10 protein-coding genes are annotated in these 16,488 nt (G+C 28.6%); 9 read left to right on the forward strand and 1 reads right to left on the reverse strand.

From position 1 onward, the window contains the following. Positions 1 to 261: 261 nt before the first annotated feature. The 9 genes from FVE73_RS02145 (at position 262) to FVE73_RS02185 (ending at position 15,419) form a co-directional block, all read left to right on the forward strand. Positions 262 to 7,032, forward strand: a complete 6,771-nt coding sequence (locus FVE73_RS02145; protein ID WP_018499502.1) for an autotransporter-associated N-terminal domain-containing protein — start codon at positions 262 to 264, stop codon at positions 7,030 to 7,032. Positions 7,033 to 7,407: 375 nt separating this feature from the next. Continuing rightward, a complete protein-coding gene (locus FVE73_RS02150; protein WP_018499501.1) occupies positions 7,408 to 8,787 on the forward strand; it encodes a bifunctional folylpolyglutamate synthase/dihydrofolate synthase in 1,380 nt (459 codons plus the stop codon). Positions 8,788 to 9,010: 223 nt separating this feature from the next. Further along, the gene (locus tag FVE73_RS02155; protein ID WP_018499500.1) at positions 9,011 to 10,441 is read left to right on the forward strand and encodes a DKNYY domain-containing protein; all 1,431 of its coding nucleotides are present in this window, start codon (positions 9,011 to 9,013) and stop codon (positions 10,439 to 10,441) included. Between the two features lie 351 nt (positions 10,442 to 10,792). Beyond that, positions 10,793 to 11,395 (forward strand): DUF2278 family protein, encoded by a 603-nt coding sequence (locus FVE73_RS02160; protein ID WP_018499498.1) that lies wholly within the window; start codon positions 10,793 to 10,795, stop codon positions 11,393 to 11,395. Between the two features lie 20 nt (positions 11,396 to 11,415). Next, positions 11,416 to 12,078 (forward strand): DUF4240 domain-containing protein, encoded by a 663-nt coding sequence (locus FVE73_RS02165; RefSeq protein ID WP_018499497.1) that lies wholly within the window; start codon positions 11,416 to 11,418, stop codon positions 12,076 to 12,078. Positions 12,079 to 12,296: 218 nt separating this feature from the next. Continuing rightward, a complete protein-coding gene (locus FVE73_RS02170; RefSeq protein ID WP_018499496.1) occupies positions 12,297 to 12,893 on the forward strand; it encodes a histidine kinase in 597 nt (198 codons plus the stop codon). Between the two features lie 40 nt (positions 12,894 to 12,933). Continuing rightward, positions 12,934 to 13,689: an energy-coupling factor transporter transmembrane component T gene (locus FVE73_RS02175; RefSeq protein WP_018499495.1), complete on the forward strand. Its 756-nt coding sequence runs from the start codon at positions 12,934 to 12,936 to the stop codon at positions 13,687 to 13,689. Then, entirely contained in the window at positions 13,671 to 14,510 is an 840-nt protein-coding gene (locus tag FVE73_RS02180; RefSeq protein ID WP_018499494.1) for an energy-coupling factor ABC transporter ATP-binding protein, read from the forward strand. Before FVE73_RS02175 ends, FVE73_RS02180 begins: the two co-directional genes overlap by 19 nt. A 99-nt stretch (positions 14,511 to 14,609) precedes the next feature. Then, positions 14,610 to 15,419, forward strand: a complete 810-nt coding sequence (locus tag FVE73_RS02185; RefSeq protein ID WP_018499493.1) for an energy-coupling factor ABC transporter ATP-binding protein — start codon at positions 14,610 to 14,612, stop codon at positions 15,417 to 15,419. 327 nt (positions 15,420 to 15,746) lie between these two features. On the opposite strand, the gene FVE73_RS02190 is transcribed toward FVE73_RS02185, so the two are convergent. Continuing rightward, entirely contained in the window at positions 15,747 to 16,457 is a 711-nt protein-coding gene (locus FVE73_RS02190) for a hypothetical protein (RefSeq protein ID WP_018499492.1), read from the reverse strand. Between the last annotated feature and the right edge of the window lie 31 nt (positions 16,458 to 16,488).

Below are 16,488 nucleotides of genomic sequence, written 5' to 3' on the forward strand. Positions count from 1 at the left end.
TTATCAGTTTAAACCTGATATTTATTTTCAAATAATTAAAATAAACCTCTACTTTTTTTAATGGGAAACGATATAAATTTTGTCGTAATCATTAATAAAATCTATTGTTTTTTTGAAATTTAATTTGAAATATTTAAAAAATATTTATTTTTTTATCATATTACTAAATATATAATGGTATTTTATATTTAAATAATAAATTTTAAATGAAATATTATTTAAATGAAAATTAGTAGAAAAAAATATAAAAGGAGTAGAATTATGATAAATAATTTGAGAGTTTTAAAGAAAGAATTGAAGTCTTTTGCAAAAAGAGTGAAGAACTTCAAATATACAGAATCAGCCCTTATAACTTTTTTACTAACTGGATTAATCGAACTGACAGGAGTTTCGTTTAATCTTTTTTCGGCTGAAAATGAAATCCAAGCACAGACAAAGGCGATTAATACGTCAATAACAAGCATAAAAAGTGATTTTAGGTTTGCAAGGCATGAAAATAACAAATTGCTTAAAAAGACAAACTTAGAATTAGTTAAGTTAATGGAGCAAGGAGATCATGTTGTAAAAAGCCCATGGAGCAGCTGGCAATACGGAATAAACGGTTTCTACAACAGCTGGCAAGGTTCATACAAAGGCCGTGGAGACAAAACCGCCGACTACAAATACGAACGTGACAAAACAATGAGCAAAACCAAATACGAAGCATATCCTCACACTCTTTACGGAAATACAACAGAACTAGGATTAAAGCAAGAGCCAAATGCCTCAATCCCAGTATCAGCAACACTTAATCCGTTGATACCAAAAGTAAAGCATGCTAATGTATCAATGGCAGTGGATATAAGTGAGTTGCCTTCATTTAATCCAAGAACGGTTACACCTCCAACAGCTCCGACTATTTCACCTATGAAAGGAATTAATACACCGAGTTTTTCAATGAAATCAAGTTCACTTTCAAACTGGGGAGAATCACACTTTGATAATGCTAATACTGCTAGTAATGGTGTAATAGAATCAGTTGCTATATTGGGTGGAGATTTTAATGTTGAAAGATTAGATCCAGGTTCAGCAAGTAGATGGAAATATAATTATACTGGCTATAGAGTAAAAAATGCATTTAATACAGGTAATATGACATCAGATTACATTATAAGTGGGATTACCAATATTCTTACTCCTAATTCAGAAATTACTGTACCAAGTAGAACTGTTGCCGCTTCTAATTCTAAATCTGGATTTTTAAGAATGACTAATGATAGTCCAGTTAGTCAAGGTTCAACACTATTAAATCAAGCTACATTTACATATACGAATAGCTCTGGAGGAAATTATGTCAGAGAACTAGCTCATTTAGATATGCATGGAAGTAATTCTTTTTCAACAGAAAGAGGGAAATTATTAGCAATTACAGGATTAAAAGCCTCGGTAGTCCCTAATTTTGATGATGTGAGTACAATTGCTCAGAATACAACTGGTTCAACAAAATCACAAACATTTATTAATGCTGGAAAAATAATAATAAAAGGAGATCAGGCCTCTTTTACAAATAGTTATGATCATGATTGGGATGATCAAAATAGAGTTGCTAGTGTAATAAATACAGAAGATGGAGAAGTATCAGTTAGTCCTTTAGATCCAAATAATAAAGGTTCTGCAGTTTTTATAGTTTCACCTGAAATAGATAAAGCTGGAAATCCTCAAATTTTTTATAATGCTGGGAAAATAAATTTATACAGTAAAAAATCGGCAATTTTCTTTTTGAATCCAAATGGAGATGTCAGATGGAATCATGATGGAAGTTTTCATGAACGTAATTATGAAAATAATAGATTGGGATTACCAGATAATGATCAAGATGATCCAAGAGAAATAACTATAGTAAACAGAGCAAGAGGAAATAATAAAATAATTTCATATGGTGATGGAAATGTTGGAATATATCTAAAAACAAGTAAATATATTAAAGTTACAAATCTTGATTTTAGAACACAAAATTTAACAGATTATGTGACTAAAAATGGGACTTGGGCACCTATGATTATGTATGGAGATAATAATATAGGATTATATGCTCCTAAAGATACAGAATCTCAATTATTTGTTGGTGACCCAGGACCAATAATAGGTAATTTTGCTGTTAGCATAGGAGATTCTAATGGAAATTATTTTTTGAATAATAATGATGATGCTTACATTGATAGTTCGTATGGAATTTTTTCATCTGTTAATATTGATTTGTCAAATGATGTAAAAGATATAAAAAGTGGACATCAAATAACTATAAATAAAAATTCTAAAAATGGTATCGGAGTTTTAACAAGTAATAATGCTGAAATTAAACTTGGAGCAGGGAAAATTGAATTAAATGGTGGATTTGATAATACTGGAATAGTTATTGGTGGAAGTAAAGCATCTTCAGGTGATGTTAAAGATACAGATGGTTCTGTAATAGGAGATGTTATATCGATTAACGGAATTTCAAATGCTGATAGAGGAAACAGAGCTATTTATGCTTGGGATGGAAATAATAGAGGAAACAGTGTTGAAGTAAATGCTATAAAATCTGAAAACACAATTAATTCAATAGCAATCGTAGCAGAAAAAAATGCAAAAATTACTGTTAATGGTACAGCTTCTTCAAATCCTTCAATAATTGGAACAACTGATGGAACAGGTTTTGAATATGGAGTTAAGATTAATGATTCAAAATATGTATATGACCCAAATCGTGTAGTTTCAGCAACTGATGCAACTTCTACCGATAATGTTGGAGCTGCTTATGCTAATAATGAAGCTGTGATAACAATTAATAGAACTTCTGTTCCATCAGTAGCAAATGGTCCAAATATTTCTATAGAAGGTGGAATTGATACCTATGCTAAGAAAATTATAGGATTTGGGTTATTTGCTGATAATAAAGCTAAAATAAATGCTCAAAATAACTGGATAAAAGTTACTAATGGAGCAACTAATGTGGCATCATTAAGTAATGCAGAGATTGACTTGAAAGGTGCGACTGTTGAATATAAAGGTGAAGGATATGCACTTTATACCAATACTACAAGTAAAAACTCTGGTGCTATTAATATGAGTGATGCTAAATTAGTATTGGATGGAAAAGCTGTTGGATATGTGCATTATCAAGATCAACCTAATATGATAACAGTTAATCCTAATACAAGTATTGATATACTTGATGATGATGTAATAGTTGCAGATTTAAGAAAAACATCAGGTCAGGTTACTGTAAATGTTGAAAATAAAGCCACTCCTGATAGATTAAGAGACCAATTGATTGGTGGAGTTGGAAGTGTTGGAAGTACAAATGGAAAAACTAGATATAAATATGCAGTTGTGGATAATGCTCAAATTAACATAAAATCAGCTGTTGATAAGGCTGATAATTCAGGTACTGATACAGATAGTGAAGTATTTGCTAAAAGATTCCTGTATCAAAACTCTAAGATTGATGTAACTACAGCAGGTTCTGTTAAGGCTGAACTGGATGATACGCAAATGAAGGCGATAGATGTTAATCTTAAAACTCCTGTTGGTCTTGCAGTAACGGCAAGTGCACAGACAAAGGATAATGATACAACAGGAATTAGCAATAGTGGTACGGTATCGACTGATAAAACGGTTGGATCTGATAGAGGTGGAATTGGTCTGTATGTAGATTATGGATATATTAATAATAATGCTGCAGGAACTGTAAATGTTGAAAAAGGGACAGTAAATAATCCAAATGACAAGGCTATTGGGATATTTGGAACAAATAGCACGAAGATAGTTAATGATGGAAAGGTAAATGCTGGAGGTAAAAAATCAATTGGTATTTTAGGACTTTCTTATAGAATTGACTCGAAAACAGGACTTGCGATAAATCCGGCGGATGAAACATATTATAGTAATGTGATTACAAATAACGGAACTAAATTTGGAACTGTAAATGTTGAAAATGGTGCAACTGGTAAAATTACCATGGATAATGATGGGGCAGTTGGGATATTTGTAAAAAATAATAGTATTGATAAAAATAGCTTTGGAAATTATGTTGTAACAAATCCTTCTGATATAAGAACTAAAAATGATACACGTGGTGTAAATAAAGGTGAAATTACAATTAATGGAAGTAACAGTTCAGTAGGAATAGGAGCCAATAACGGTATAATTACAAATGCTAGCAGCGGTAAGATTAATGTTAATGGTACTAAGTCGGCAGGAATGTATGGAACGAATGATTCTGATTTGATAAATAACGGAGAAATTAATGTTGCGGCGACTTCTGCTGGAAATGAATCTATTGGAATGTATATTGATGATCAGGTTTCAACTATTGCAAATACTGGAAAGATTAATGTTGGAAAATCTTCTTATGGAATTTACGGAAAAGATGTCAATATGACTGCTGGTGAGATTAATGTGGCTGATGACGGGGTTGGAGTTTATTCGACAGGTCCAAGTGTAAACCTTTCAGGTGGAAAGATTGATGTGGCAAATAATAACTCTGTTGGGGTCTATATTGCAGATGACAGCAAGAATCCGCAAGCGACAACAGTTACATCATCTGTTGACATGAAGGTTGGAGATACAGATTCATTTGGATATTTAATAACAGCTTCAAAGGCTAAAACAGACTTAACAATAAATTCAACAGCAAATTCTATTCACGTTGGAGAAAAATCAGTATATGTTTATTCTGGAGCGCCACAAAGCCTAGGCGGAAAGGTTATAAATAAATCTGATATTGTAATGGATAAGAATAATGGATATGGAATTTATTCTTCACAGGATGCAGAAAATTATGGAAGCATTGATTTGAGAGCAGGTATTGGAAATATTGGGATTTATTCTACACAGGGAAACGGTAAGAATTTTGGAGTAATTGCAGTAGGTTCAAGTAATGTAACCAGTAAGCAATATGGAATTGGAATGGCAACTGGATATTACAATGAAATTACAAAGGTTTCAACAAATGAAGGAACAATAGAAAATTATGGAACAATCAATGTTTCAGATGATAATAGTGTTGGAATATATGCAGTTGGATCTGGTTCAAAGGCAATTAATAAAGGAACTATTAACTTGAGCGGAAATAATACGACTGGAATGTATATTGACAGATATGCAACTGGGGAAAATTACGGAACTATTCAAACAACACCGACTACAAATGGAACGGGAATAAAGGGAGTTGTTGTAGCAAATGGAGGAGTAATTAAAAACTATGGAACAATAAATATTGTTGGAAGTAAAAATATTGGAGTGTACGCATTCAGAGGAGATGTAACAGATTCAAGTTATGTGCCTTATGAAGCACATGGAACAGGAAATGTTTCAACAAGACCATATTTAGAAGGAACAGCAACTGACCAAAAAGTAACGGGAAAAGCAATAGTAAAAGTTCCACCTGCATCACTGCCTAGCTCAGTTTCAATTTCAATAGATGGTGTAGATGTTGCACCAGTAAAAGTTGATACAAATATAGCTTCACCGGAAGCTCCAGAAGTATTGATAACTGACTTGTCTGGAGTAACAAAATTAAATCTGGAAACAGAAAAGATGGATCATAATCACACACATTCAAATGGGGAAATATCAACTATTGGAATGTATGTGGATACATCAGGAATAAATTATACAAATCCTATTCAAGGATTAAATAATTTATCTGGATTGACAGATGTTGACTTAATAATGGGTACAGAAGTTACTAAATATTTAAATGCAAAAGCGATTCAAATTGGAGATAATATTTTGAAACCATATAATAATGCATTGGCAAGCGTTGTATCAACAGGAGTTACATTAAATGTAAATTCGGCAAGCTTGACTTGGATAGCACAACCAGTAGAATCTGGAAATATAGCGGCACCGATAAAAACAGTATATATGGTAAAAATACCGTATACGGATTTTGCAAGTAAAAATGATGTTGATACAGAACACTTCCTTGATGGGCTTGAACAAAGATACGGAGTTGAAGGTATTCATTCGAGGGAAAAACAAATTTTCAATAAGTTAAATGACTTGGGAAAAGGAGAACCACACATATTTGCACAGGCTGTAAATGAAATGAAAGGTTATGAATACTCAAATACTCAGCAAAGAATAAACGCAACTGGAAATGCATTAGACAAGGAATTCAAATATTTATGGAAGGACTGGAGAAATCCATCTAAGCAAAACAACAAGATAAAAGTATTTGGAATGAAGGATGAGTACAAGACTAACACAGCTGGAGTAATAGATTATGATAGCAACGCTTGGGGAGTTGCTTATGTTCACGAAGATGAAAAAGTTCAAATAGGTAAATCAATCGGATGGTATGCAGGAGCAGTTACAAATAGATTTAAATTTAAAGATCTAGGAAAATCAAGAGAAGATGAGACAATGGTTAAACTTGGAATTTTTAAAACAATGTCACCAAGAAAAGACTATAATGGAGCACTGCAATGGACAATCGCAGGAGATATTTTTGGTGGAATTAACAACATGTACCGTAAATACTGGGTTGTAGATGATACATTTGAAGCAAAATCTACATATAATTCTTATGGAGCGGCTTTAAAAAATGAGTTGGGATATGACATAAGAATGAGTGAAAGAACACATTTACGTCCTTACGGAGCATTAAAGATGGAATACGGAAGATTTAACGAGATAAAGGAAAACTCTGGACAAATGCGGCTAGAAGTTAAAGGAAACGACTACTTCTCAGTAAAACCTGAAGCAGGACTAGAATTTAAATATATTCAGCCATTGGCAGTAAGAACTCAGTTATCAATAGGATTGACAGCAGCTTATGAAAATGAGATTAGTAAATTGAATAAGTTGAATCAAGCAAGAGTAAGATATACAACAGCTGACTGGTATAATTTGAGAAATGAAAAGGAAAATAGAAGAGAAAATGGTAAATTCGATCTTAACATTGGTGTAGATAACACAAGATTTGGTATGACAGTAAATGCCGGATATGACACTAAAGGAAATAATGTTAGAGGAGGAATCGGATTTAGGGCTATTTACTGATTCTAAATTCTTAATCACTATATATTAAGATATTTTAAAATAAGAAGGGCTTGATCCGATATCTTATCAAAAGAAATCAAATTAATTTATAATTATGAATTTAAAATAAACAAAAAAAGAGATAGATTTCTAAAAATATTTTTAGAGGTTTATCTCTTTTTGTATAATAAATGAACTTGAATTTCTGATTTATTTAAAAGTTTATGAATACAGTAGTAAAAGTTAAAAATTCTAGTATTACCCTGGCTGTAATTGTAACAATGAGAGTATAATCTTTTTTAGTTAGATTTACTTTACAAAGAATTAGATATACAGTATAATAAAAAATATTTGATTTGTTAAATATATCTATATTAAATAAAAAGGAAATATGAAATGAAAAAAGATAAAATAAAAATAAATGAAATTTTAGAAAAAATTTTTAATATGAGAACAATTAATAAGAGAATAACAAAGAAATCTTTAAATCAGAATAACGAAAAGCTGAAAAAAATTTATGAATTATTGGGAAAACCTTGTGAAAATAAGAAAATTATTCATATTGCAGGGACAAATGGAAAAGGATCGACAGCGACATTTTTGGAAAATATTTTTTTTGCAGCTGGATATTCGGTTGCTAAATTTACTTCACCGCATATTTTACGATTTAATGAAAGAATTTTGGTAAATAAAGAGATGATTTTAGATGAAGATGTTGTAAAATATTGTGAAGCTGTTATGAATGTTCTGAAAGAAAATGGATTGCAGATAAATTTTTTTGAAATAGCAACTTTTGTAGCCTTACTTTATTTTAAAGAAAAAAATCCTGATTTTATATTTTTAGAAACAGGGCTAGGCGGAAGATACGATGCCACAAACATTGTAAAGTCAACAATAGCAGCTATAACAAATGTAAGTTTTGATCATGTCGCCCTTTTGGGAAATTCGCTTTATGAAATTGCAGATAGAAAAGCTGGGATTATAAAAAATAGGCAGCTTTGTATTTATGCTCAAAATTTGACTGAACTGGAAGAGGCTGTGAAAAGAGAAACAGATAATTCGGTAAATGTTTTGGAAAAATATAAAGGTTTTCAAGCTGAATTGGATAATCAAAATTATAAGACAATTGTGAAAATTGTTGAAAATAAAAATTCCAAAGAATCTGGAAATATTAAAAAGTCTGAAAACATTGAAAAAATTAATAATAATAAAAATAACTTGAAAAAAACATTTATTCTGCCACTTTTTGGAAAATTTCAAGCAAATAATTTTTTAATTGCCTATGAGATTGCAAAAATTTATGGAATTAATGATAAAATTATTCAAAAGGGGCTTGATGAAATTTCATTGGCTGGACGGTTTGAGATTTTTTCAAAAAATCCTGCAACAATTTTAGATGTTGCTCATAATGATGATTCTGTAAAAGTTTTGACGGAAAATTTGAACGAACTTTTTAAAGATGATGAAGTGATTTTTGTTCTTTCAGTACTCGGAACAAAGGATATTGCAAATATTTTTAAAAGAATCTTGGAAAAAAATTATAAAATTTTCATAACTTCCCTAAAAGAAGTTATTTATGGGCTATCTGCCGAAGAAATAAAGAAAAATCTGGAAGATTCAAATATTTCTACAAAAAATATTATTTTTGAAGATGATATTTTACAGGCTTATAATCAGGCAAAGAAAATGATTTTAAAAAATGATAATTCGTATAAGGTGATTGTAGTTTGCGGATCTTTTTATGAGATTGCGAAGTTTAAGAAATTGTTTTTGTAATATTTTTTTCGTAAAATAGTAAAAAAATAAATTATTAGGCAGATTTTTTAACAAATTTGTGGAATAGAAAATTTTAAATAATATTGTTTAATAGGGGGTTAATGCCCTTTATGAAAAAATTGAAATAATATATCTAAAATAATCTTATATTAATTGAATTAAAAGGGAATAAAGATATAATAAACAAATAGTTGATGTCTATAAAAAAAGGAGAAATATGGTTATGAAAAATAAAATTTTTAAAGTACTTATAATCGCAATTTTATCAGCAAATGTAGTTTATGCAGAAAGTTCAAGAAAGATAAGAATTAGTGATGTTCCAATGAGTAAAATAGAAGAAGATTATAAGAAATTAGGTGATCGTGAAGATCTATTTATTAAAGATAAAAATGGGGTTTATAAATATTCTTATGGTGATACGGTACAAAAGCTTAATGGGATAGATCCTAAAACTGTTGAAGTTTTTAATAAATTTTATTTGAAGGATAAAAATGGAGTTTATTATTTGGATAAAAATAAAATAAAAATTTTAAATTTAGAAGGAATGGATTTAAAAACTCTTGAAGTAGTTGACAATTCTTATTTAAAAGATAAAAATAGTGTTTATTTAGTTCAAGAAAATAAGTTAAAAAGATTGGAAAAAATAGATCCAAATACTTTTAAAAATGTTGGCGGCAATTATGTAAAAGATAAAAATGGAGTTTATAAATATTATTTTACTTATATCACTATTAACGATAAAGAGTTAAAAAAAGAGCCAAATTTTGATGCTAAAACATTTGAGATAGTTGATCCAGATGGACGCTATGTAAAGGATAAAAATAATGTTTATTGTGATGGAGAAATAATAAATGGTGCAGATCCGGCGACATTTGAAATGTTAAAAAAAGGGAATATAAATTATACGAAGGATAAAAATAATATCTATTATTGGAAAACTAAAATAGAAGGTGTAGACAGAGATACATTTAAAATAATGGAAAATCCTAACTTTTCAAAAGATAAAAATAATATTTATTTTTTAGGTGAAAAAACAGAGTCTGAATCTTATCCACCTGAATATGAAAAAAAAGGAAATGATGTTTATTATAAAAATAAAAAATTAAAAGATATAGATGCCAATACATTTGAAACAATGATTTCGTTTTTTGGTTTTAAGGATAAAAATGGATATTATGTTTTAGACAGGGATGGAAGTGTAGTAAAAATAAATGATAAGGAAGTGAAAATTAAAAATCTTGCTAAAAGTTCTTTTAATAGCAATTTTTTTTACGATGGTAAAAACTTATACTTCATAAAAAATCATAAATTTGAAAAAATAAAAAAAGCACCTAAAACTGATGGAATAAGTGAAATAAGTGATAGATATGTAGAAATTGGAAAAGTTTACTATTTAGATTATGATAAAGGTGAATTGATAAAATTAGAAAAAAATGATGGACGTGGAGTTTTTTTTGCTCTTGGTGAAGATTATGGAAAAGATTTTAATTTGAATGCGGAAGGTGTAGAAACTACTAGAAGATATATCTATTTTAAAGGTAGAATCTTGAAAAATGCTGATTACGACAGCTTTGGAATAAAATATAATGATCAAAAAAATGTATTTGAAATAAGAGATAAAAATAGAGTTTATGAAACATTGAAAAATGAATAATTCGTATAAGGTGATTGTAGTTTATAGATCTTTTTATGAAATTGCGAAATTTAAGAAATTTTTTTGTGATATTTTTGCATAAAATAAGCTATTAGGTAGATTTTTTAGTAAATTTATGGAATAGTTTATTTTAAATAATATTGTTTGATAAGGGGTTAATGCCCCTTATTTTTAAATAAATTAAAAAAATTTAATAAAAATATTATCTCTCTTTTATTTTTGAAAAAATATGTTATACTTATAATAGGGAAAATGTATTTTGATAATAAAAGTTTAATACTAAATCTTGCTTGGTAATCATAAATTTTAGTAGCTAGAAAGAACAGATTATAAGTTAAAAAAGAGGGAAATATGGAAAAATATGTTATGTTCAGAGGAAAAGTTGTAGATAAGTGGTATGATTTTGACAAAAGAGCTCATTATCATATTGTGGCTGTGGATAAAAATGGGAAAAAGTATGATTTGGCAGTTAATATCGGGAGTATTTATGAGAAAAAAAATGAAATTATTTCTTCAAATTTGAAGGTTTATTACAGGAAAAATTATTTTTGTGAAGGAAGTGTAATTTCTAAAATGTTATTACAAAAATCTGGAATTACAGAATGTGATAGAGATTTATGTTTAGATTATGTTAGAATGAAATTATTTCCGCATAATAAAATGATACAGATGAAAGGATTTGATGAAGAGCACATATATTTAACAGGAATTATTGAAAAATATGTGGAAAAGGCTAAGAATAATGAGAATTATGAAGTATTTGCATTTGGGAGACTTTATGCTAATGGAAAAGGATTGCATGATATTCATTTAAATCAGGGGAGTATAAATAAATTTAGAAAAAATGATGCTAGGTATTCTGATGGAGGATTATTTTTTAGAAATAGACAAAGTAATAGGATTATAGCCATATTTATTGCATTTGTTACTCAAAGTTTAGATGAAAGCTTGTAAAAAGAGGAGTATGATAAAAAATGTCTATACAAATAAAAAAAACTAACGAAACGAAACTTAAAATGAAAAGGGAAAACTTCTGGAAATATATTTTAATTTCGCATGAAAAGGCTAAAAATAATAATGAATTTATAGATTATTTGATAGATATTCTATCTAAAAAAACAGATGAAGAGATTTTTGATTTTGAAATAATTACTTTTGAATTAATGCGGGAAAGCTATAATGAAAAATTATGGTGTGCTTCGTATCTTGTGAATGGTGACACTGCGAGCTGGAGCTTTGATTTTTTCAGACTTTGGCTTATTTCACAAGGGGAACAGATATTTTATTCAATTATGAGAAATCAGGATAATTTATCAGAATATATAAATGTATCATTTGAAACAAAGTTAATGACAAATTATTTTGAAAATGAAAATTTTGCTTTCATTTCAGCTTATGCCTTTACTAGAAAAAATGATTCGTATAATATTTTAAAAAAGGAAAATTGTAAAATCAATGATAAAACCATTTTCAGAGATGATTTTATTGACAGTTATAATAGAAAATTAAATGAATATAAAAGAAGAATAGGCTACATAAATAAAGAATATCCAAAAATAACCTTTCATTGGTGTACACAATTTCCTGACAGTATGAAAGAAGTTTGTCCAACTTTATTTAAAAAAATGTATTTTTAATTAATATTTAGCAAGGAATTTTTTATCCTTTATTTTCAAAAAATATAAGTTTAAGAAGAAAATTTTTATTTAAATTTTTTAAAATTCAATTTTAATTATTTTGGAAATAAATTTTTAAAAATATTGTTAAAAAAATAACAAAAATTTTTCTTAAAGGTTGAAATATTGACAAATATGTTTTAAAATATATGTAAATAAATTTTTAAGGAGGCAGAAAAATGAAAAGTTTAAAAAATGATTTTTCTTTAATGTCAAGTTTGTTAATACCAGTAGCAGTAGCTATTAATTTTACAGGATTTGGGCTTGTTAAATTACTGCAAGTGCCAATATTTCTTGATTCAATTGGAACCGTGTTTATCAGCCTTATAGCAGGGCCTTGGGTTGGAGTCGTAACAGCTGTTATTACAAGTTTAATTACGGGAAGTTTTTCTCCTGAATATTTTGCATTTATCCCAGTAGCGGTAATTATGGCGCTTGCTATGGGATTTTTAGCAAGATTTAGAATGAAAAATATTGTAATAAAAACATTAGTTTGTGCATTTTGTCTTGTATTTATTGCAATAGTTGTATCTGCACCAATAATAGTAATGGTTTATGGTGGAAATACTGGAAATTCTACATTTGGAGTAACTGCGTTTTTCTTGGCAACAGGTCAAAATATTTGGACAGCTGTTTTTAGTACGAATTTTATTACAGAAACAACTGACAAAATTATAACAGCAATAGTTGCAATGGCAATAATTAAGGCAATGTCGCCTAGATATTTGATAAAATTCAAGTATGGAGAAAATTATATAAATAATCAAAAAGGATAGAATATAAAAATAATAAAAAAATAAGGAAAACAAATAAGCTATGAAAAGAGATTTTTTTAAAAAACTTTACCCGTTGACAAAGCTATATTTGGCTTTAGCATTGATAATATCAGCATTCATTATTCCAAGTCACATCTATGATTATTCAATGATAATAATTTGTGGAATTATAGTTTCTTTTGAAAATAAATTAAAAATTTACAGTAAAAGAATATTTTTAAGTTTATTTTGGCTTTTTACAGCGATATTTATTATTCAAAGCCTTTTTATACCAGCAGGTGAAGTTTGGTTAAAGTTTGGATTTATTTCGGTTTACAAGGAAGGAGTAATGAAGGCTATAGGTTTAACATCTAAACTAACGGCGATTGTAAGTGCTTTAACGATGCTGACTTTAATAACTCCAGTAAAGGACTTTACTCTTGCGCTTGAAAAAAAGGGATTAAATCCAAAAGCTGCATTTATTTTAATGCTTACTTTGCAAACAATACCCGAAATGAAAAAGCAGGCAGATGTTATCATGGATTCACAAAAGGCAAGGGGAATTGAAACTGAAGGAAATGTATTTGTCAGGGCAAAAGCGTTAATTCCCATATTTATTCCACTTGTACTTTCTTCCATTGCAAATACAGAAGAGCGGGCAATTACATTAGAAGCACGTGGATTTTCTGTTGGAGAAAAAAGAACAATATTATACGATATTGAAGAAACAAAAAATGATAAAGTAATGAAAATTATACTAGCTATTTTTATAGTTTTGAATATTGTTTGGAGGGTTTTATGGACTATCTTAAACTAGAAAATGTAAATTATAAATATCCCCTTGAAGAAAAAAATACTTTGCAAAATATAAATATCGAAATAAAAAAAGGCGAATTTTGGGCTGTAATTGGAAAAAACGGAAGTGGAAAAACAACACTTTGCAATATTTTAAGAAGATTTGTGCCTGATTTTTATAAAGGCGAACTAACAGGAAAAATAACTTTGGAAGGGAAGGAATTAAAAGATTATAGCCAAAAGGAAATTGTCCAAAAGATCGGATTCGTTTTTCAAAATCCATTTACTCAAATTAGCGGTGTTAAAAATACAGTCTTTGAAGAAATAGCTTACGGATTGGAAAATCTAGGAATAGAACGTGAAATAATAATTTCAGAAGTGGAAAAAATATTAAAGCTTCTTGAAATCGAAAGACTTCGTGATAAAAATCCATACAATTTATCTGGCGGTCAAAAGCAAAGAGTTGCCCTTGCCTCAATCATCGCAATGAACCCCGATATTTTAGTTATTGATGAGCCAACTTCACAGCTTGACCCAAAAGGAACGGAAGATATTTTCAAAATTATAAATTTAATGGCAAATGAAGGAAAGACAATAATTCTGGTTGAGCATAAACTTGAACTTATTGCAGAATATGCTGAAAATATTCTTGTTCTTGATGAAGGAGAAATAATTTTGAGCGGAAAAGCTAGTGAAGTTTTAAATAATAAAATTTTGCTGGAAAAAGAAATTGGGATGACACAGTATTCGATGCTTGCTTATGAACTTGAAAAGGCGAGAAAAACTAAATTTGAAGAAATTCCAATAACTAAAGAAAAAATAATAGAGTTGTTAAAAAAGTAAAAAAATTGATAAGTATTTTGAAAATTTACGAAAAAATATTCTAAAGCAAGGGGTTTCGACCCCTTGTTAAATTTGACAAACTTGAAGAAGGAGCAAATTATGAGTTTTATCACTGTAAAAAATTTAAGTTTTAAATATCCAAATGGAACTGAAAATGTACTTAATAATGTTTCACTTGAAGTTAAAAAAAGCGAAAAAGTTGCAATTATTGGGCAAAATGGAGCTGGGAAAACGACATTGGTAAAAATGTTGAACGGACTTTTAAAGCCAGTAAGCGGAGATGTGATTGCAGATGACTGGAACACAAAAGATTACACAGTTGCCAAAATGAGCCGAAAAGTCGGATATGTCTTTCAAAATCCAATGGATCAGATATTTCATAACAATGTTTACGATGAAATAGCCTTTGGAGCAAAAAAATTAAAATATTCTCCTGATGAAATAAAAAAGATGGTAGAAAATGCCATAAAATTAACAGAACTTGAAAAATACCAAAGGGAAAATCCATATAACTTGCCATATTCGTTGAGAAAATTTGTTACAATAGCCGCAGTAATTGCAATGGGCTCAGATGTCATTGTAATGGATGAACCGACAGCAGGACAGGATTTTAAAGGAATGAAAGTTTTGCATAACTTAATTGATAAACTTCAGAAACAGGGGAAAACAATTATTACGATAACTCACGATATGGAATTTGTAGTAAAAAATTTTGACAGGGTAATTGTAATGACGAATGGAGAGGTTATTGCTGATGGAGATAAACGTGATATTTTCTGGCAATTTGACACTTTGGAGAAAAGTATGGTAAAACAGCCGTATATTAGTGATTTAGCTAGGGAAATGGAATTGGATGGGAAGGTTTTATCTGTGGAGGAATTTGTGGAAAACTATAAAGATATGTGTTAGTTATTTTGAGATGAAATAAAAAATGATATGAACTATAGTAAAACTGATTTAAAACAAAACTCAAAAGTTAGGGATATTTTACTTAAATCCTAAATTTATATGATTTTTAATAGTTCAATTTTGAATATGTTTGAGTATAAAATAATCAAAATTTTAATTTTAAAAAATAGATAAAGTAAAGAAATAATCTCAAATTTCTTATATTAACCTATGAGAAATTTGAGTTGTTCCTAAAATTTTTATTTTTCCATCAATATCTGAAATTTCAAAAAGCAGTCTATCATCAATTTTTTCATTAAATTTATTTTTTTCTTTTATTTAAAATATTTAATTTTGAGGAATAAGTCCTAAAGATTTTTCCATTTCAATTGTTCTATTTGTATCATTTCTATGAATAACACCTAACTTATAATAAAGATTTTCTTTTATTTTTATAACTCCCCATTCATAATCTTCTTTTTCAATTATAAAATGCTGTCCTTTTTCATTAGATAAAATTACTTTTATTTTTGAATTTTTCAAGTTATATGTTCTTTTATAATCCCACAAAATTTCAAAATAATTTGTAGAGTCTAAAATCCATTTTTTCACATCTTCTGTATTTTTAAGTTTTTTCCCATTTACATAAAATTCTTTGCTATTTGAAATAATTTTCCTAATTTCTTTTAAATCCCTAACATAACTTGGCAACTGAAATATATTTATGCTAGTCAGAGTTATTACAATTAAACAAGTGGATACACAGCCTATCTTTAAATAAAAAATTTTCTTTTTTAACTTTTCTTTTCGTAAAATCTTCTCAAAGTCTCCAGCTTCTTTATTTTCTTTCTTATAATCATTTACAAAATCCTTTTTTGTTTTCAAATAAAACTTTAGAATTCCAAAAATAATTATTAACCAAATAGATATAATATTTTTACTAATTTTTAAAAATCCTATTGTAATTGGAAGAATTACATACAATAAACTATCCATTAAAATAAACAACCGTCTTTTTCTATTTTCTTTTTTTAGTTTCTGTTCATCATAGATATACATATTCTTTAACCTCTTAATATTAGAAATATTC

Source organism: Leptotrichia wadei, from assembly GCF_007990545.2.
Classification (GTDB): domain Bacteria; phylum Fusobacteriota; class Fusobacteriia; order Fusobacteriales; family Leptotrichiaceae; genus Leptotrichia; species Leptotrichia wadei.